The following is a 17,259-nucleotide window of genomic DNA, read 5'->3' as shown; positions in this document are numbered from 1 at the left end:
CTACCAATTATCGCCGGGAGAAACCTCTCCCCCCTAACCCCCTCTCCGACCTCGGAGAGGGGGAGAAATACTCCCCTCCCTGTGGCGGGGAGGGGAGGGGGCAAGGGGGTGGGGTTCTACTGTCCCGGCGATAGTTGGTAGCCTTGCTCAATCGCTAGAATAGATTTTTGATCTAGCGTAGGACTTGTTATGGCACAGGCGCTTGCTTCCATCACTACCACTGATTTAGCTACCTTGGCGATCGATCGCATCACCCGTGCTGGTTGTGAGTACGGGGATGTGCGCTTTTGCACATACCGTTCTCAGAACTTCACAGCACGCGATCGCTCTTTAGGAAACCTTTCAGACAATATTAGTTCTGGGTTTGGGGTGCGCGTCTTGCTGGATGGCGCTTGGGGTTTCGCCGCCAGTCACAACCAAACGCCAGCGGAAGTAGAAAGAATTGTCGATTTGGCGATCGAAATCGCTAAAGCCAGTCGCCTCAGCCAACAAACAAAGGTACAATTAGCACCAGTTGAAGCTTACCGCGATACCTACATTACTCCGATCGCAATTGACCCTTTCACTGTACCCATTATCGAGAAAGCCGAACTGTTGCTAAAAATCAACGACCAGTTGCTTCAATATAGCGACAAAGGCATTAAAAAAGCGTATTCTTTTCTGCGATTCACCCGTGAAGACAAAACCTTTGCATCTACAGAAGGTTCTTTAATTCAACAGACAATCTATCGCAGCTATCCGGGATTTAGCTGCACTGCTGTTGCCAACGGCGATGCACAAAGTCGCAATTACGAACGTCATCCCCTCAATAAAGGTTACGAATATATTGATACCCAAGATTTGCTAAACCAAGTAAATCGGGTTGCAGAAGAAGCGATCGAAAAAGTTCACGCGCCAAAAAGTCCTTCTGGTATTCGTACCACGCTTATTCTCAAACCAACAAATGTCTGGTTAACCATCCACGAATCTGTCGGACATCCTACCGAACTCGATCGAGTTTATGGGTACGAATCTAACTTTGCCGGAACCAGTTTTGCCACTACCGATAAATTGGGCAAACTCCAGTATGCTGCACCTTGGGTGAATTTTAAATGCGATCGCACCCAACCGGGAGGACGCAGCACAATAGCCTACGATGATGAAGGCGTTCCCGCGCAAGATTGGTACGTCGTCAAAGATGGCATCTTAGTAGATTATCTCACCGATCGCGAAACAGCTTATCGCCTCGGTCGTCCCAGCAGCAACGGTTGCGCCTACGCCGATAGTTGGTCTAGCGTACCGATGGTGCGGATTCCCAATTTAGGATTACAACCGGGTCCTGATGGTGGTAAACATACTGCTACTTTGGAACAGATGATTGCGGATACCGAAGAAGGGATTTTAATTGACGGTATTGGCAGTTTTTCGATCGACCAACAAAGACGCAATTTCCAATTCGGCGGCGATGCCTTTTGGAAAGTAGAAAAAGGCAAAGTAGTGGGAATGTTAAAAGATGTGACTTACCACTCCATGACTACTGATTTTTGGAATAGCGTTGATGCGATCGGCCCCGCTTCCGAGCGTCAACAATGCGGTACAAATATGTGTGGTAAAGGTGAGCCAATGCAGGTAGCACAGATGACTCATGCTTGCGTACCAGTACGAGTGAGAAATATCCATATTGGAGGAGCATCATAAATTGACACAGTTACCCCCAAGGATTGGGGGTAGTCAGTTATTTTCATTTACCACCAACAGCGGAGAAATTTAAAATGGTTCAAACATTCCAAGCTAAAAATATAACCATCCGCGACTTGATAGACAAATTTAGTCTTCAGTTTGTAGAAGACCTGCAATTTTTTCGAGAGTGGCAAGAGAATTTACCCGACCTCACAGACTTAGAAAAACAACAATTAGATAAAGTCAAAGCAGGCTACATTAACCTACTAAACTACCCACCTGTTCTCGAAAATGTAGTGAAAATGTCAATGCTAGACCCGATTTTATTTATCGGTGACTTTTATCTAGCTCCCTTTCACGTCAAAGCAGAACAATCGGTCAGCATTGCCGAAGAAGATGAAGGTGTTATCATTACTGGTAGTCTAGATGTTCTAGTGCTAAAAGACCAATTTTGGGTAATGGTTATCGAATCTAAAAAATTTGATTTTTCCATAGAAGCCGGACGCGCCCAAATCCTTGCCTATATGTTAGCCAATCCTCACCCAGAAAAACCCAGCTATGGTATGATAACGACTGGAGGAAGTTTTATCTTCCTCAAATTAATCAAAGGAGAAAGACCGCAATATAGTCTATCGAAGACATTTGTAACTCTTAACCCAGGAAATGAATTATATGATGTTCTGCGAATCCTGAAGCGTCTATGTGAAACAGTTTCTTAGCAGAAACAACGCTCACTTAAAAAATCGTCAATCCAAAATTACCAATAGCCATGATAGCAACAGCATCAAATCTGATCGGCGAAGACAGAGCATTATCCCTGATCGATTCAGTGATTAAACAATCTGAAGCAGAGGGAGTATTTGTCAGTCTCAGCAATAACTCGGAATCGCTTAGTCGCTTTTCAGAAAATCAAATTAGTCAGAACATTAGTCGCACTAAATTTAACCTAAATATCACCAGTTATTTCGGCAAAAAGAGCGCGTCTAGTTCCACAACAGAGTTAGATGCAGATGCGATCGCATCTACCCTCCGTCGATCCGAAGAACTAGCCAGAATTGCTCCCGAAGATCCAGAATGGGTGCCACTTTTAGAACCGCAAAACTACGAAGAACGCACTCCAGCTTTTGATGAAACTACCGCAAATCTTTCACCTTTAGAAAGAGGAAAAATTGTCCAGCGGGTGTGTCTTCTGAGTGGAACAACTGGCGTCGATGGTTCCGGTACACTGAGTACAGAAGCTTCCCTGATAGCGATCGGCAACTCCAAAGGTTTGCGGGCTTGCAATCAAGGAACAGAAGCAGATTTTAGCTTTACTGCTAGGATTGATGACGGTTCATCCTGGGGAAATCGCACCGCTTGGGCTATCAATTCTTTGCCGATTGAAACTTTAACAGAGCAGTTAATTGAAAAAGCAATTAGCTCTCGCCAACCCCGCGAACTGAGTCCTGGTAAATATCCAGTAATCTTAGATGCAGCTGCTTTTGCTGATTTACTAAGTTGGGTAATTTGGAATCTCGATGCGCGGGCGGCGGATGAGGGCCGATCGTTCATGTCTAGCACCGATGAAAAAGGTAAACCGGCGGGTAACCGTTTGGGTGAAACAATGTTTAGCCCATTAATTCAGGTGCAGCGAAATCCGGCGCATCCCCTGCTACAAAGCGGCACCTTCTTTGGTGATGGTTTGAGCAATAACTACTTAGAAATCATCAAAGATGGTGCTACTAAAACTTTGTCCTATAGTCGCTATTGGGCATTACAAAAAACCCAAGAACCAACTGGTGCAATGTATCCCTTTGTCATGTCTGGTACAGAGCGAAGTTTAGCCGAATTAATTGCCCAAACAGAACGAGCAATTTTGGTAAGTCGTGCCTGGTACGTGCAATATGTCAATCCTCGAACATTAGAGGTAACAGGCATGACTCGCGATGGTACATTCTGGATAGAAGATGGTCGGATTAGTTACCCGATTAAAAACTTCCGTTTCAACCAAAGTATACCAGAAATGTTGCGGGATGTTGATGCTATTAGTACCGTACAACGCTTTGGCAGTAGTGTAGTGCCAGGTGTGCGGGTGAAGGAGTTTAATTTTAGCAGTATCACCGACAGCGTTTGATATCATGTCCGGTAGCATCGTTTATCTAAAAAACTCCTGTTCTTCTTCTTATCTGTGTTCATCTGTGTTCATCTGTCTTCATCTGTGGTAAAAATTTAACCAACGATGAAAACAGACAATTTGACGACATCACTCATGTACTAACGATGCAACCGGACACGATATGATTTATGTGGATGCAGAGTGGGCAGTCTCGCAGCTAGGACGAGCCACAAGTCCAGGATAAGGCTCCAAGGCAAATTCTTGGTCTGGGCCGCTTAATAAATAGCGATCGCATATTCCGAATAGTTCAGCTTCAGTCTGGGATTGGCGCATATCCTTTAAGAAACCTCCAGCGGCATCTACAGCTTGACCGATGAAGTTTAGATACATTTTCATCTTGTTAACACGCGCACGCTCCGGTACAGTCGGCGCTGTCATCGTTCGACGCAATAACTCAATGTAGTCGCGAACTTCAGCCAGAGTAACGATCTGCACAGATTGACCGCTCAGATATTGGCGGATTTGCTTAAAAATCCAGGGATTTCGGATCGCAGCGCGACCGATCATCACCCCTGCGGCTCCTGTAGTGTCCAGGACGGCTGCGGCGCTGGCGGCAGATGTTACGTTACCGTTTGCTAAAACCGGGCAATTAACCCGCTGTACGGCATGGGCAATCAGATCGTAATGCACAGGGCTATGATACATCTCCTTAACAGTACGACCGTGCAAGCTCAGCAAATCGATGTTGTGCAGGTTAATCAAGTCGAGGATGCGATCGAAGTTAGCGGTATTTTCAAAGCCAATTCGCATTTTAACTGTCAAAAGTCCATCAACAGCCCCCCGCAATTCACCAAGGATTTGGCTGACTTTTTCAGGATCGCGCAACAGCCCTCCACCCACATTTTTGCGGTAAATTCTGGGAGCAGGACATCCCATATTGAGGTCGATTCCCGCGACTGGGTAGCCACTCAAATCTTTAGCAGTGCGTACTAGGTCGAGAATACTTTCACCGATGATCTGAGCAAAGATCGGGCGTCCGGTGGAGTTCTCTGTAATCGATCTGAGGATATTTTTATCTAGACCAGAACTAACATGGACGCGAAAATACTCAGTAAAGAAATAATCGGGACTGCCATAATTAGCCAGAGCGCTCATAAAGTGCAAATCCGTCACATCCTGCATGGGAGCAAGCGCTGTCAAATTAAGTCCCGGATCGAGACGAGCAGGAAGCAGAGGAGCGGAGGGGCAGAGGGGCAGAGGGGCAGAGGAGCAGAGGGGCAGAGGCATAAAAATGTAATTTTTTGAACAAAAGCATAACAACTTCAAAAGATGCTGATTCTATCAGTATATTCCACTCCCAATTTATCTGGATACTCTGCATCCAAGTTTCTCGTTACCAGATTCTGCCTTCAGCATCAGTTAATCTAAAATCTCAAATCGAACAATGCCAACAGTTAATTTTTCGTTTCATGCCGAACTGAATTTCTTTCTGCCATCCAATAGAAGAAATATCAGATTTAGTCATGTTTTTGCAGAGTCACCCTCAATCAAAGACACGATCGAATTGTGCTTGATGTTCACTTAGGAAGGTTAGCGGCTTTCGGTTCTTTCGTGTCACATAACCTGTAGGGACACGGCATAATTAAATCTTTTGTATGACCGACATATTTATGATGCCGTGTCCCTACAATAATGTTCAGAAGGAACATTAGCAGGCCGGATTCCGAAAGACACGGAAAGCATAATAGAATTCCATCGCTGTAAAGATTGCAGTCAAATCTTTTGGAAAGGTTCTCATTATGACAAAATGCGACAAGTTATTGACCAAGTACTTGGCTGATGATATAATAACTGAAATTCACCTTTCACCGATAGGTTGAATTCAGATAACAACAGCAGCGGCAACTGGAGTAAAACAATTGCAGCAGCTTCATCAAATTTGAAGGGGGTAACTATGCAAACAGGTTTAACGGAAAATACACAAACTCAGTTTTACACTTGGAAGAATTATCGCTGCGCCTACGAAGTTTATAACCCAAGCGGTAATGATGGGATTCCCCTGTTGTTGATTCATCCGATCGGTGTTGGGTTGTCTGGAAATTTTTGGCAACGATTCTGTCGCCAATGGTATGCTACAGGCAAGCGCAATCCCATCTATAATCCCGATTTATTGGGATGCGGTGAAAGCGATATGCCGCGTGTGGCTTATAATCCTAGTGATTGGGCAAAACAGTTGTACTATTTTCTGCAAAATGTGGTAAACAAACCAGTAGTTTTAGTAGTGCAAGGCGCGTTATTCCCTGTAGCAGTTGAATTAGTGCAATTAGCGAAAGAATCTAATTTAATTCGGGGATTGGTATTATCGGGGCCACCAGCTTTGAGGTTGCTCGATACTAACACATCTGATCGGCGGCATAAAATAAATTGGAATATCTTTGATTCTCCCTTTGGGAGAGCTTTTTTTGAATATGCCAGAAGCCGCAAGTTTTTGCGTAATTTCTCAATTCGGCAACTTTTTGCTGAGGATGAGAAAGTGGATGGTGAGTGGTTGGATATGTTGAAAGTGGGTGCGAAAAATGCTGCCAGTCGCTATGCTGTGTTTTCGTTTTTGGCTGGGTTTTGGCGACAGGATTATCAAGATGCGATCGCGCAAATTTACCAACCAACTTTAGTAGTGATGGGAGAGACAGCATCCAGTATCAGTCGATCAGGAAAAAAAGAAACTCCAGATGAACGTTTGGCTGACTATTTGGCGTGTTTGCCTTCATGTCGCGGGGTAAAAATTAAGGGAAGAAATGTTTTACCTTACGAAGAACCGACGGAATTTATAAATGCCATAACACCATTTATAAATGAGATGGCATCCGTTTAACGACATCACCAAGATCCCATTTGCAATATATAGCAACCGATGAAAGTCAGTTAGGACGTTCTTAATTCCTGAAACCCTAGCCCCTAGACCCTTCTGACCCTAGCCCCTAGCCCCTAGCCCCTAGCCCCTAGCTATAGTTAGATTTGAGTAGGTTTTAGAGCGCGGAGAAAAACTGGTGGAAACAGAGAATAATTTGCAAATTGAGCATCAAAATGTACCCGTCGAACATCAGGGACTGCACAGTTTTTTGTATAGTTCGGACGAGGAACACGCTGTCACGGCGGTAACGGCGTCTCCTGAGACGGTGAGTGATGGTTCGCAAGTGCTACCGTTGGAGATTTGGTGCGATCGCACCCAAAACACTAAAATCGCAGGCGTGTACGCCGTACTAGCCGCCAATCGCGAGACGCAGTACATCGGTTACTCGCGCAACGTACTGCTATCCCTCAAAGGTCATGTTACCCAAAACGGTGCAGAAACTTGTGCCCTCGTGCGGGTACAACCGTTCAAATTTCCCAAGCGAGAAGCAATGGAAGAATTGCGGGATGCGTGGCTATCCGAACTTGACTATATTCCCCCAGGAAACGGCGAAATGAGCCAAATGTGGGCTGCTACAGTCGGTGAAGTGGCAAAGGCGGCGATGTCAGCAGCGGAACGCCAAGCTTACGAAGAGAAAAAACTCAAATTGCGAAAAGCGATCGCGGATACGACACTAAAAACAGAAACCGAAAAACTTAATATAACTGATGATGAGCAACGTCGTCGCCTGGAAGAAGCAGTTAAAAACGATGACTGGAGTGGTGTGATCGACACTCAAACACAGGAAACGCGGTAAACAGATTTTAGATTTTAATTCAATCTAAAATAAGCAATTCCCAATCCCTAAAATTGTAGGTTGGGTTGAGCGACAAATCAACCCAACAAATTTTCGATCGCAAATCATGTCCTTACGCATCGGTCACCTAAAAAAATCGTGTTCTTATTCTTATCTTATCTGTGTTCATCTGTGTTCATCTGTCTTCATCTGTGGTAAAAATTTAACCAAAGATAACAACAAAAAATTTGACGATATCATTCCTCAAACCAACCTACGTTTAGAAAAAGTTGCGATCGCTAACCATAACGCCAAACCGAACAGAAAAGCACCTAAGAAGAAGGGTATTTCCGGTAAACGAATTAAGGCCCGATCGGATGTAAAGTAACCGAACAAATTAGTAGCTAGCAGCGGGCCGATAATACTTGCCAAAGCCGTCAGAGAAGACAAAGCACCTTGAATTGCGCCTTGTTCTTGCGAACTCACTTGAGCGGAAACCAATCCTTGAGCTGTTGGTTTAACAGTGAAATCAAACCCATTCAGCACAATAATCCAGTACAACATCCATCCCGCAGTGGCAAAAGCGTAGAGGAGATAGCCAATCATGCTAAAAGTTAGCCCTACGATAATTATTTTTCTAGAACCGAAGCGAGAAATTAGCGGTCGGATCAAACCTCCCTGGACAGCCGCCGTCATCACTCCCAGCAACGCCAGAGACAGTCCAGCTTGGACAGTTGTCCATGCAAACTTATAAGTAGTAAATAACACCCAAGTACTGATAAAACATTGCAGAGCAATATCGGTACACAACATAATTGCTGCCAAACCAAAGACGATCGCATTTTTTCGCAACAACCCCAGAGAAGCAACTGGGTTAGCACGAGACCAAGAAAAGGAACGGCGGTGTTCTGGTGAGTGAGACTCCGATACAACTAAAATTCCATACAGCAGATTCAGGAATGTGATTATAGCTGCAACTGCGAAAGGAAAACGCAATCCCCAAGCGCCCAGCAAGCCGCCCAAAGCTGGCCCTACGACCCATCCCAAAGCAAGGACGGCTCCCACCAAGCCGAAATTTTTTGGTCGTTCTTCCGGGGTGCTGACGTCTGCAATGTAGGCAAAAACAACAGCGACGCTGCCACCAGTAAGACCATTAAGGATTTGTGCGGTGAATATCCAAGGCAGAGTGGGGGCAAATGTCAGGCCGATATAGGTTAGCCCCGTTCCAAAGAGGGAAAATAGCAGTACTGGTTTGCGGCCAAACCGATCGGAGAGAGCGCCCTGGATAGGCGAGAATACAAATAGCATGAGGGCGTAGCTAGTCGTGACGGCCCCATAATAGTAGGAAGCGGTAGAAACATCACCGATAAATCCAGCAATCAGTTTAGGAAGAATGGGAGCGCTAAGACCAACCCCCATCACGTCTATGAACAAGGTGATTAAAACGAAAATAAGACCGGGCGGGCGCTTCAATTTCATCATCAATATCTCTTCAATTCATACGGATTGTAGTATTTACCAGCATAGACTAAACTCTAAAACTGTTGATTTCGATACCAAATAGACAAGTTTATGACCAGAGTTTTGTACTACGCACAGCGATCGCCTGGCTCTTCCGTACTTAGTGTGCTAAATTGTCAGGAAAATGCCAGAGAAGTAAAGCCCTTATCTCAAAATTATGAAAATTCTTAAAGCCAAATCCACAACGTTTTAACAATTTTAATTTGTTATTAATGCCTTCTACTACCCCATTGGTTATTCTTCTTTCAAAGTAACCTACTACCTCCGGGAACCAACGCTTAATCGTTGAGACACTATTTCGGTAATATGGTTCAGCTTTCTTTAACCAATCAATTAATTTTAATGTGCCTTCTCCCAAAGTTTTACTTGACTCAAATAAAAGATGGAATTCCTCTTTCAAGTCGTGCATAATTGCCACTTTCGGTGAAGCTTCTTTAACTTGTTTCAATTTTTCTTTTTGCTGATTAGATAACTTATCCTCGGCTTTCAGTAATGTATACTTACTTCCTTTCAAGCTATTAAAGAGTTTCGCCCTTGACTTAGTGTTTAGTGATTCTGCCGTTTTCTTTTGGTCAATTCTCGCTTGGTTTAGCTCTGAATGAACTATTTTTGTCAGATGAAATCTGTCCACTGTTACTTCTGCATTTGGACAAATTTTATGTGCTAATGATTTATAGTTACCAGTCATATCCATACTTACTTCTTCTATTTGAAATAATACTTTTTCTCCCCATTGCTGCATCACTTTTTCTATCTCTGACTGTGTTCGACATGATACTAATCCTACTAACTTATGTGTTGATAAGTCTACTAAAACTACTATAAATTTTCCTTGTCCTTTTACTAAACTAATTTCATCTATTCCTAATATTTTTAAATCTTCTACATCAACAGGCAGGATTTTTTTAGCTACAGCTATTACCATTGACCAGACTTCTTCTTCAGTTAATCCATTATTTTTGGCTACATTGCTCACGTCACTATGAATAACTTGCTCAGTCACCGCTTGGGCATATCTATAAGTAAAACTTTTTCTATTACCTACAAAATCCAAAGTTTCGCTAAAAGGTTTTTGGCAATTTTCACACTTAAATCGTCGCCGATTTACTCTTAGAATAAGTTCTCTATCCCCCATAGGTAAATCTCTTACTAAATGGCTTTTATTTTGATGAAGGCGATGAGAAGTCTGACCACAACGGGGGCAAAAGGCTGTTTTTTTCTCTACTCTTACAGATAATATTAAGGTTTCTTTTGTTTCTTTGCTATCTTCTACTATCACACCAGGTAAATTTAGTAATTTTGTCATTACCCTTTTCATAATTGATTCCCACTCGACTCTTTTTGCGACAATTGTCTAAGATTTTAGCACACTAAGTACGGAAGAGCCGGAATTCCTGCAAGTTTCTCCGATCGGCAAAGTGCCTGTGCTGGTAGATAAAGATGGCACCACGCTTTGGGATTCTACCTTGATTGTGGAGTATCTGGACGAAACTTATCCAGAGCCGAGTTTTTATCCAAGCGATCGCAAAGAACGCCTAGAATGTCGGAAATGGGAAGATTTGGCAGATACTTTGGCAGATAATATTGTAGCTTTGTGGTTACAAAAGCGCAAAGGCGATCGAGCAGATTCTGGAGATGTCGCTAAATACCAAGGTGCGATCGATCGGCTTTTACCGGCTTTGGATGGGCAATTAACCGCATCGAATTATCTGTTAGGTAATATTTGGACGGTGGCAGATGTTGCAGCATTGTCTACCCTTGGTTACTACAATCTTCGCTTTGGTGAAGATTGGCAACAGCATTATCCGAAATTGGGAGAATGGTTTAAGAGTTTGCACGAACGGGAGTCGGTAAAATCGACTGTTCCTGTGGGTTAAAGCTGAGTGCGATCTGAGAAACCGGGTTTCTTTCATCCCATCTGAAGAAACCCGGTTTCTTACCCTAGTATTGCTATTTAGTCAAAAGTTTGCTAAAATTAATAAATGGCTAAATATTTAACTATTAGTGAAGCACAAGAAAAACTGCCAGAGTTGCCAGAGGAATTGACCGACGATCTCGCGATCGTCACCAAGAACGGTCAACCTGTGATGGCAGTTATTAGCTACGGGCAGCTGACATCTCTTTTAGAAACTCTTGACATTCTTTCTGATTCTGAGTTTGCAAATCGGCTGAAAGAAAGTATAGCCCAAGCAGAACGAGGAGAGACGATTTCTTGGGAGGAAGCTAAAAGGAAATTAGGACTATGACAAGTCCACCCCCAAGCAATTCGGAATACACAATTGAACTGACTCCTTTAGCATTGGAAATGTTGGCAGAGGTGAAAGATCGTCGCGAACAGCAAGCTTTGAGCGATCGCATCGATAAACTAAAAGCCGAGCCAGACAAACAAGGTAAACCTTTAGTAGATCAGCTTCAAAGTTATTTTAGCGTGCGGGCTGTCGGTCAGCGTTACCGGATTATTTATAGAGTTGTGCAAGAGCGAGTGGTAGTTTTGGTAGTAGGAGTTGGCAGACGAAAAGAGGGTGATAAAAGGGATATTTATACAATTATGGAGCGATTGCTAGGGGAGTAGCCTCATATGCGAGCGCACAAAGATCCAAATAGAGTGGAACCTACCATGAACTCCCCGAATACTTCTCCAAGAAGTCGGGTATCTCTGTACTTAACTGACATTTTTAATCTTCTTTCTCATCTGGTAATGTTTCAATTTCATCCGCAATTAAATCGGGTAAATCTTCCGTATGTACGTGCAAGTGAGAGACAGCGCCAGTTAGTTCGGCTAGAATATCGCCTTTTTGATCGTCTGTTAGATTAGGTAATTTTAGCTGCGTTAGCAGAAACAGCACTGTTTCGCATTCTTCTGCTAATTCGTTTAACAAAACTGACAAAGTAGAATTAACTTTTAATGGTTTTTCAAGTTTGGAAATCATTAGCCGCGCCTCAATCGTTTTTCTGCTCTTGCTAAACTTTTTTCTAATCCGGCAATCTCTTTTCGCCAGTATTGAATTAAGTTTTCATCGGGAATTGGTTTTTGCTGCTCATTCGCAATCTTTTGGTGGTGTTTGATAATCTGTTGTCGAATACTCTCAACAGACTTACGAAACTTTTTCTTAGACAATTTTAACCCCTGAAACTAACTAGGTAAAAATCTAAAATCTAAAATCGATTGGGTATTGGAAAGCCAGAATCCTCATAGCTTCGTGGAAATTACCTCTGTGGCAATTCTTAATAATTTTCCGAAACCTTTATAGGTTACATTTTACAAGTCTCGACGCGAGAGAAGAGAATACTTCCATTCGTGAACGACCACTATAATAACCTCTCAAAAAAGAGTTCCACACCCCCTCGTTAGCGGGAATAAAGCCCAATCGCCATAGGTCTACGAAGGGGAGATGCCCCAACGGGGCATTCAGGAAGAAGGTGAGGCGATCGTATTCTTGCCATTTGCCATTCTTACGCCATCCTACGCGATCGCCTAAGCGACATTCTGTTTTAAAGTCTACTTTGCCGCCCACTTCTTGCCAGATGCGCTTTTGTACGGAAAAGCCAAAGCGCCCTTTGCTGTATTTTACCCAAAGTTGGTCGATCGTGCGGAGGTCAGCACAAGGGAACTTTTTGATAGATTTGGAATCAAGCCAGCCTTCTTTTTCTCTTCTGGCTGCTTTAAGCATAACAAGCCCAGTTTCTATATCTGCTTCTTTCCACTTTCCTGCTGCTAACAAATCCCGCATTTTCCCATAATCTACCTCCACATCAGAATTCAAATCATCTGGGTAAGCAGAAGGAATATTGACCGCAGGAGGAATAGGTGGAATTTTCGCAGGTTGAGGTTGAGGAATTCTCACAGATGCGTCTAATTCTTCTTGGCTAATTAGGATAAAGTTTTGATTTTCCCGAACAATTACAACGCCTCCAGGTTCGGTAGCAGCGCGTTCTATCACTTCGTTGAAGTTATTTTTGGCGTATTCAGATGTAACTTGATACATAGTTTCCTTTTTGGCAAACGGTACAATCTGATTCATACTATTATAATATCCCTGTTGGGCAGACAGCGAACTTATTGACTCTATTTACACTTCCCCGCTCATCAATTCACCAACAGGATCTTTTAATCCCTGGCCGTAATAATCATTTATTTATCCTTACATTTGTGGTGCAGGCGTCCCCGCCTGGAATTAAAAAATCCGTGTCGGTGCTATGCAAAATTCATCCTACTCAGAAAAGCACGCAATCGATCGCACTTTGGCTCCGTAATCACCTGCCTTGCCGCCCCTTCTTCCGCCACCTGCCCTTTATCCATAAATATGACCCGATGCGCCACATCCCGCGCAAACTGCATTTCGTGCGTTACCACCACCATCGTCATTCCTTCAGTAGCCAATTGCTGCATCGCTAGCAGCACTTCCCCGACTAATTCGGGATCGAGGGCGCTGGTGGGTTCGTCAAAGAGCATGATCTGCGGGTTGATGCACAAACTGCGTGCGATCGCAACTCGTTGCTTTTGTCCGCCAGAAAGTTGTTCTGGATAAACTTCGGCTTTTTCGGCTAAACCAACCTTTTGCAAATAAAATCGCGCCTGTTCCTCACTTTGGGAGCGAGATTTCCCCAATACCTGACGCGGAGCCAAGGTTAAATTTTCCAGTACGCTTAAATGAGGGAACAAGTTAAACTGCTGAAAAACCATCCCAACTTGCGATCGCAATCTGCGTAATTGGTTTTGGCTAATTTTGGCATGGGACAAATCCATCCCATTGACCGTCAAACGCCCGCCGTTAATCGTTTCCAAGCGGTTGAAACAGCGAAGGAGCGTACTTTTCCCACAACCGCTCGAACCAATCACCGCCACCACTTCCCCGCGATTGATAGAGCCGCTAATTCCTTGTAGAACTTTAAGAGAACCAAAATTTTTCTCAACGCCCTCAAATGCGATCGCTGGGGTATAATCCTGCATAACTGAGTTTAGTATATTTCTACTTAGCTTATTTTAAGGTATCGCAAATGCACAGATTATTTCAATCTCGTAAGCTAGGCTGGGGTTTGGTTCTCAGCTTGTGTTTGTCGATCTTATGCCTTTCCCTTTTCATTACCAGTCCTATCAAAGCCCAAAAAACGCTTAAGTTTGCCACAGAGCCAACTTTTCCGCCCTTTGAGTTTCAGGGTAAGAACGGGGAGTTAGTAGGTTTTGATATTGATTTGATCCAGGCAATTGGTAAAGCCGCTGATTTCCAAGTTCAATTTCAGAATATGCAATTTGATGGCCTGATCCCGGCTTTGCAGGCAAAAACTGTGGATGCTGCGGTGAGTGCAATGACAATTACCCCCGAACGTCAGAAAGCCGTAGATTTTTCGCGTCCTTATTTCAAAGCTGGATTAGCGATCGCCGTTAAAGCTAACAACCAAGATATCACTTCTTTAAAAAGTCTGCAAAACAAGCGCATAGCTGTGCAAATCGGCACAACTGGCGCTTTAGAAGCTAAAAAAATTACCGGCGCTAAAATTCGGACTTTTGATAACGCACCTCTATCCCTTCAGGAATTGCTCAACGGTAATGTGGATGCCGTCATCAATGATGCTCCCGCAACTCTCTATGCTATCAAACAAAATAATCTGAAACTACTAAAAATTACATCCCAATTACTCACTGAAGAATACTATGGCATCCCTACTCCTAAAGGTTCTCCCAATTTAGAAGACATCAACAAAGGACTGACAACCATCCTCAACAATGGCACCTACGAACAAATTTATCGCAAGTGGTTTAACGCCCAACCACCACAACTACCCGAAACCACAACCATTGATAATGCCACTAGCTCCATTAATACTATTACCATCATTTCAAACGCTCTACCCAACTTGTTGAAGGGCGTAGTAGTAACGCTATATCTAACAATATTGTGCGGATTTTTGGGAATGATTGGCGGTTCGCTAATTGGGATTGCCCGCCTCTCATCAATAACTCCATTGCGCTGGGCAACCACAGCGTATATTGACTTTTTCAGGGGTACACCCTTGCTGGTGCAGATTCTGATGATTTATTTTGGCATACCTGCTCTAGTGCAAGGATTTGGGATAAAATTCAGTCTGAACCCTTTTACGGCAACTGTGTTGGCCCTAAGTCTCAATAGCGCCGCCTATATCGCTGAAATTGTCCGCGCCGGTATCCAATCTATTGAAAAAGGACAAACAGAAGCTGCCCAGTCGCTGGGTTTGGGAGCGGTAGAAACTATGCGTTATGTAATTTTTCCCCAAGCATTGCGGCGGATGTTGCCACCGCTAGCAAATGAGTTTATCACCTTGCTTAAAGATACTAGCTTGGCATCGGTAATCGGTTATCAAGAGCTATTGCAAGAGGGAAGGTTGATTATCGCAAATAATTATCGTTCTTTTGAAATTTTTGCGACTGTTGCTATAATTTATTTGGTATTGACATTGCTATCATCGCGTGCTTTTGCTTTTCTGGAAAGTTGGATGAATCCGGTTAATAAGTCTTTGAAGGGGGGTTAGGGGAATCAAGTTATTGCTGATTTTCAGGTACGTTGTTGCGCTTTAGCGCTAAAGTTTAATAGTAATCTCAGATCATTCTAACAGAACTACAGAACTACAATTTTAAATTTCAAAGTTGAATCCCATTTGTTTAAGTTCGAGATATTTTTGTTCGTCAAATTGATAGAGTCGGGCGGCTCGATGCGATACATCTTTCTGGATTTCATCGAGTTGGACTAACAAATTCATGTTGATAATTTTTTTGCGAAAATTGCGTTTATCTAGCTCGGTTCCTAAGATAATTTCATAGAGCCTTTGTAACTGAGTAAGGGTAAATTTTTTGGGCAATAGTTCAAATCCAATTGGCTGATAGCGAACTTTGCCTTTCAATCGGGTTAAAGCTACCTCGAAAATGCTTGAATGGTCAAAGGCTAATGGCGGTAATTGGGTGACGGGAAACCAAGCGGCGTCGCTGGCGTCTGTGGTGGCGTTAAGGGAGTGTTCCCACGAGTTTACCAGTGCGTAGTAGGCGACGGTGACGATGCGATCGCGCGGATCTCGCCCCACATCCCCAAAAGTGTACAATTGCTCCAAATATACGGAATCTATGCCCGTTTCTTCCCGCAATTCCCGCCTCGCGGCTTCTTCCAACGATTCTTGGAGGCGGACAAACCCTCCCGGTAGCGCCCACATACCCAGGAAGGGGGGAAGGTTCCTCTGAATCAGCATCAGCTGAAGCTGCATCGACTCTTTATCTAAACCAAAAATCGCGCAATCCACGGTCAGTGCGGGTCTGGGGAATTCGTAGCTATAAGACATTTCAATTTGTAAAGGGGATTGACATTTCCTCCTTCCCTTGCAGGGAGGGGGGTTAGGGGGGTAGGTTCGCCCGATCCAAACACTATAGGGCTTGACATCGTGTTTTTTGTACACTAAGTTAGTGTATAGATAACACTAACAGCCATGCAAGAGCAATTTGAATTAGCGGCTGGTTCTGTAAAAGGTACAGAACATCAGCGGCTTGGCAAAAACAACCAAGATGGATATTACAGTATCAATTTACAAGGTAAGAACTTAATTGCTGTTGTTTGCGATGGATGCGGTAGCGGTCAGCACAGCGAAGTGGGAGCAAAAATTGGGGCGAGGTTGCTGGTAGAAACCATACGCCGTTCTTTGCCATATCGGGAAGGATTTTGGCAAGATATCCACGCCAAAGTGCTGATGCAGTTGCGAAATTTCGCGCAAGGATTTGGTGATAATTTAGCTGACATCGTAAATGATTATTTTCTGTTTACAGTTGTCGGAATATTAATAATACCAGAAGGAGCGTTTATCTTTGCCATAGGAGATGGAGTATTTGCGATTAACCGTGAAGTTGTGCAGTTGGGGCCTTATGCTAACAATGCACCACCCTATCTAGGGTACGGTATTTTAGATGAGGTAAATCAAAACTGGCAATTTCAAGTACATCGCACTCTACCTATTAGTGAAGTAAAATCGATTTTAATCGGTACAGATGGGGTTTCGGGTCTGATTAAATCAGAATCGCTCAACTTGCCAGGAAAGTCAGAAATGGTGGGAGAAATTAGCCAATTTTGGAGAGAAGACCGCTATTTTATGAACTCTGACAATATCCGACGCAGGTTATCCCTAATTAACCGCGAAGTAACTTATCCCAACTGGGAAGAACGCAGCTTGCTCAAACAAGGAGGCTTATTACCAGATGACACAACCTTACTCGTAATTCGACGAAAAAAACTTCTTTCAAATCCGTAGATGTAGAATTTGCATTTATCTGCGTTCATCTGCGGT

Annotated in this window: 20 protein-coding genes and 1 pseudogene; 13 read left to right on the top strand and 8 right to left on the bottom strand. The window is 43.6% G+C overall.

Annotated elements, in window-relative coordinates; genetic code table 11:
- The first annotated feature begins 189 nt into the window (after positions 1 to 189).
- The 3 genes from LAY57_RS05965 (at position 190) to LAY57_RS05955 (ending at position 3,772) form a co-directional block, all read left to right on the top strand.
- Positions 190 to 1,677: a TldD/PmbA family protein gene (locus LAY57_RS05965; protein ID WP_249065411.1), complete on the top strand. Its 1,488-nt coding sequence runs from the start codon at positions 190 to 192 to the stop codon at positions 1,675 to 1,677.
- A 74-nt stretch (positions 1,678 to 1,751) separates the two neighbouring features.
- Entirely contained in the window at positions 1,752 to 2,378 is a 627-nt protein-coding gene (locus LAY57_RS05960; protein WP_249065410.1) for a PD-(D/E)XK nuclease family protein, read from the top strand.
- A 50-nt stretch (positions 2,379 to 2,428) separates the two neighbouring features.
- The gene (locus LAY57_RS05955) at positions 2,429 to 3,772 is read left to right on the top strand and encodes a TldD/PmbA family protein (protein ID WP_249065409.1); all 1,344 of its coding nucleotides are present in this window, start codon (positions 2,429 to 2,431) and stop codon (positions 3,770 to 3,772) included.
- Positions 3,773 to 3,940: 168 nt separating this feature from the next.
- Here the strand turns inward: LAY57_RS05955 and LAY57_RS05950 are convergent, their stop codons facing one another.
- The gene (locus LAY57_RS05950; RefSeq protein ID WP_249065408.1) at positions 3,941 to 5,041 is read right to left on the bottom strand and encodes a tRNA dihydrouridine synthase; all 1,101 of its coding nucleotides are present in this window, start codon (positions 5,039 to 5,041) and stop codon (positions 3,941 to 3,943) included.
- A gap of 157 nt (positions 5,042 to 5,198) precedes the next feature.
- Here LAY57_RS05950 and LAY57_RS05945 point away from each other — a divergent pair, with 157 nt between their 5' ends.
- The 4 genes from LAY57_RS05945 to LAY57_RS05935 all read left to right on the top strand — a co-directional run bounded on the left by LAY57_RS05945 (position 5,199) and on the right by LAY57_RS05935 (position 7,461).
- Positions 5,199 to 5,339 carry a ubiquitin family protein gene (locus LAY57_RS05945; protein ID WP_249065407.1) on the top strand — a complete coding sequence of 47 codons (141 nt, stop codon included), beginning with the start codon at positions 5,199 to 5,201 and terminating at the stop codon, positions 5,337 to 5,339.
- A 135-nt stretch (positions 5,340 to 5,474) separates the two neighbouring features.
- Entirely contained in the window at positions 5,475 to 5,594 is a 120-nt protein-coding gene (locus LAY57_RS36420) for a Mut7-C RNAse domain-containing protein (RefSeq protein ID WP_420839067.1), read from the top strand.
- 114 nt (positions 5,595 to 5,708) lie between these two features.
- Positions 5,709 to 6,626 (top strand): alpha/beta fold hydrolase, encoded by a 918-nt coding sequence (locus tag LAY57_RS05940; RefSeq protein WP_249065406.1) that lies wholly within the window; start codon positions 5,709 to 5,711, stop codon positions 6,624 to 6,626.
- A gap of 175 nt (positions 6,627 to 6,801) precedes the next feature.
- On the top strand, positions 6,802 to 7,461 hold the full coding sequence (locus tag LAY57_RS05935; protein ID WP_249065405.1) for a GIY-YIG nuclease family protein: 660 nt from the start codon (positions 6,802 to 6,804) through the stop codon (positions 7,459 to 7,461).
- Between the two features lie 243 nt (positions 7,462 to 7,704).
- On the opposite strand, the gene LAY57_RS05930 is transcribed toward LAY57_RS05935, so the two are convergent.
- Both LAY57_RS05930 and LAY57_RS05925 read right to left on the bottom strand, forming a co-directional pair.
- Positions 7,705 to 8,922: a TCR/Tet family MFS transporter gene (locus tag LAY57_RS05930; RefSeq protein ID WP_249065404.1), complete on the bottom strand. Its 1,218-nt coding sequence runs from the start codon at positions 8,920 to 8,922 to the stop codon at positions 7,705 to 7,707.
- Positions 8,923 to 9,061: 139 nt separating this feature from the next.
- Entirely contained in the window at positions 9,062 to 10,267 is a 1,206-nt protein-coding gene (locus LAY57_RS05925) for an ISL3 family transposase (protein WP_249065403.1), read from the bottom strand.
- A gap of 79 nt (positions 10,268 to 10,346) precedes the next feature.
- On the opposite strand from LAY57_RS05925, the pseudogene LAY57_RS35730 reads away from it, so the two are divergent.
- From LAY57_RS35730 to LAY57_RS05910, 4 genes and pseudogenes are all read left to right on the top strand, one after another.
- Positions 10,347 to 10,454: pseudogene (locus tag LAY57_RS35730) on the top strand (glutathione S-transferase family protein); the annotation flags it as partial.
- Positions 10,434 to 10,838 (top strand): glutathione S-transferase family protein, encoded by a 405-nt coding sequence (locus LAY57_RS35725; RefSeq protein ID WP_338022364.1) that lies wholly within the window; start codon positions 10,434 to 10,436, stop codon positions 10,836 to 10,838. The pseudogene LAY57_RS35730 and the gene LAY57_RS35725, both read left to right, overlap by 21 nt.
- 105 nt (positions 10,839 to 10,943) lie before the next feature.
- The gene (locus tag LAY57_RS05915) at positions 10,944 to 11,207 is read left to right on the top strand and encodes a type II toxin-antitoxin system Phd/YefM family antitoxin (protein WP_249065401.1); all 264 of its coding nucleotides are present in this window, start codon (positions 10,944 to 10,946) and stop codon (positions 11,205 to 11,207) included.
- Positions 11,204 to 11,533 (top strand): type II toxin-antitoxin system RelE family toxin, encoded by a 330-nt coding sequence (locus LAY57_RS05910; RefSeq protein ID WP_249065400.1) that lies wholly within the window; start codon positions 11,204 to 11,206, stop codon positions 11,531 to 11,533. The genes LAY57_RS05915 and LAY57_RS05910 overlap by 4 nt, the downstream gene beginning before the upstream one ends.
- Before the next feature lie 103 nt (positions 11,534 to 11,636).
- Here LAY57_RS05910 and LAY57_RS05905 read toward each other — a convergent pair whose 3' ends face one another.
- The 4 genes from LAY57_RS05905 to LAY57_RS05890 all read right to left on the bottom strand — a co-directional run bounded on the left by LAY57_RS05905 (position 11,637) and on the right by LAY57_RS05890 (position 13,912).
- Positions 11,637 to 11,891 carry a hypothetical protein gene (locus tag LAY57_RS05905; RefSeq protein WP_249065399.1) on the bottom strand — a complete coding sequence of 85 codons (255 nt, stop codon included), beginning with the start codon at positions 11,889 to 11,891 and terminating at the stop codon, positions 11,637 to 11,639.
- Positions 11,891 to 12,079 carry a hypothetical protein gene (locus LAY57_RS05900; protein ID WP_249065398.1) on the bottom strand — a complete coding sequence of 63 codons (189 nt, stop codon included), beginning with the start codon at positions 12,077 to 12,079 and terminating at the stop codon, positions 11,891 to 11,893. The genes LAY57_RS05905 and LAY57_RS05900 overlap by 1 nt, the downstream gene beginning before the upstream one ends.
- A 127-nt stretch (positions 12,080 to 12,206) precedes the next feature.
- Entirely contained in the window at positions 12,207 to 12,983 is a 777-nt protein-coding gene (locus LAY57_RS05895; RefSeq protein WP_275993650.1) for a GUN4 domain-containing protein, read from the bottom strand.
- A gap of 173 nt (positions 12,984 to 13,156) precedes the next feature.
- A complete protein-coding gene (locus tag LAY57_RS05890) occupies positions 13,157 to 13,912 on the bottom strand; it encodes an amino acid ABC transporter ATP-binding protein (RefSeq protein WP_249065397.1) in 756 nt (251 codons plus the stop codon).
- A gap of 47 nt (positions 13,913 to 13,959) precedes the next feature.
- Between LAY57_RS05890 and LAY57_RS05885 the strand changes: the two genes are divergently transcribed.
- Complete coding sequence (locus tag LAY57_RS05885) at positions 13,960 to 15,468, top strand: ABC transporter permease subunit (protein WP_249065396.1); 1,509 nt, start codon at positions 13,960 to 13,962, stop codon at positions 15,466 to 15,468.
- A 102-nt stretch (positions 15,469 to 15,570) separates the two neighbouring features.
- Here LAY57_RS05885 and LAY57_RS05880 read toward each other — a convergent pair whose 3' ends face one another.
- Positions 15,571 to 16,266 (bottom strand): NUDIX hydrolase, encoded by a 696-nt coding sequence (locus tag LAY57_RS05880; protein ID WP_249065395.1) that lies wholly within the window; start codon positions 16,264 to 16,266, stop codon positions 15,571 to 15,573.
- Between the two features lie 144 nt (positions 16,267 to 16,410).
- Between LAY57_RS05880 and LAY57_RS05875 the strand changes: the two genes are divergently transcribed.
- Positions 16,411 to 17,223 (top strand): protein phosphatase 2C domain-containing protein, encoded by an 813-nt coding sequence (locus LAY57_RS05875; RefSeq protein WP_249065394.1) that lies wholly within the window; start codon positions 16,411 to 16,413, stop codon positions 17,221 to 17,223.
- Positions 17,224 to 17,259 lie beyond the last annotated feature (36 nt).

Source organism: Argonema antarcticum A004/B2, from assembly GCF_023333585.1.
Lineage (GTDB): Bacteria > Cyanobacteriota > Cyanobacteriia > Cyanobacteriales > Aerosakkonemataceae > Argonema > Argonema antarcticum.
Note: the sequence above shows the minus strand (reverse complement) of the source record. Positions and strands in the feature narration are given on the sequence as shown.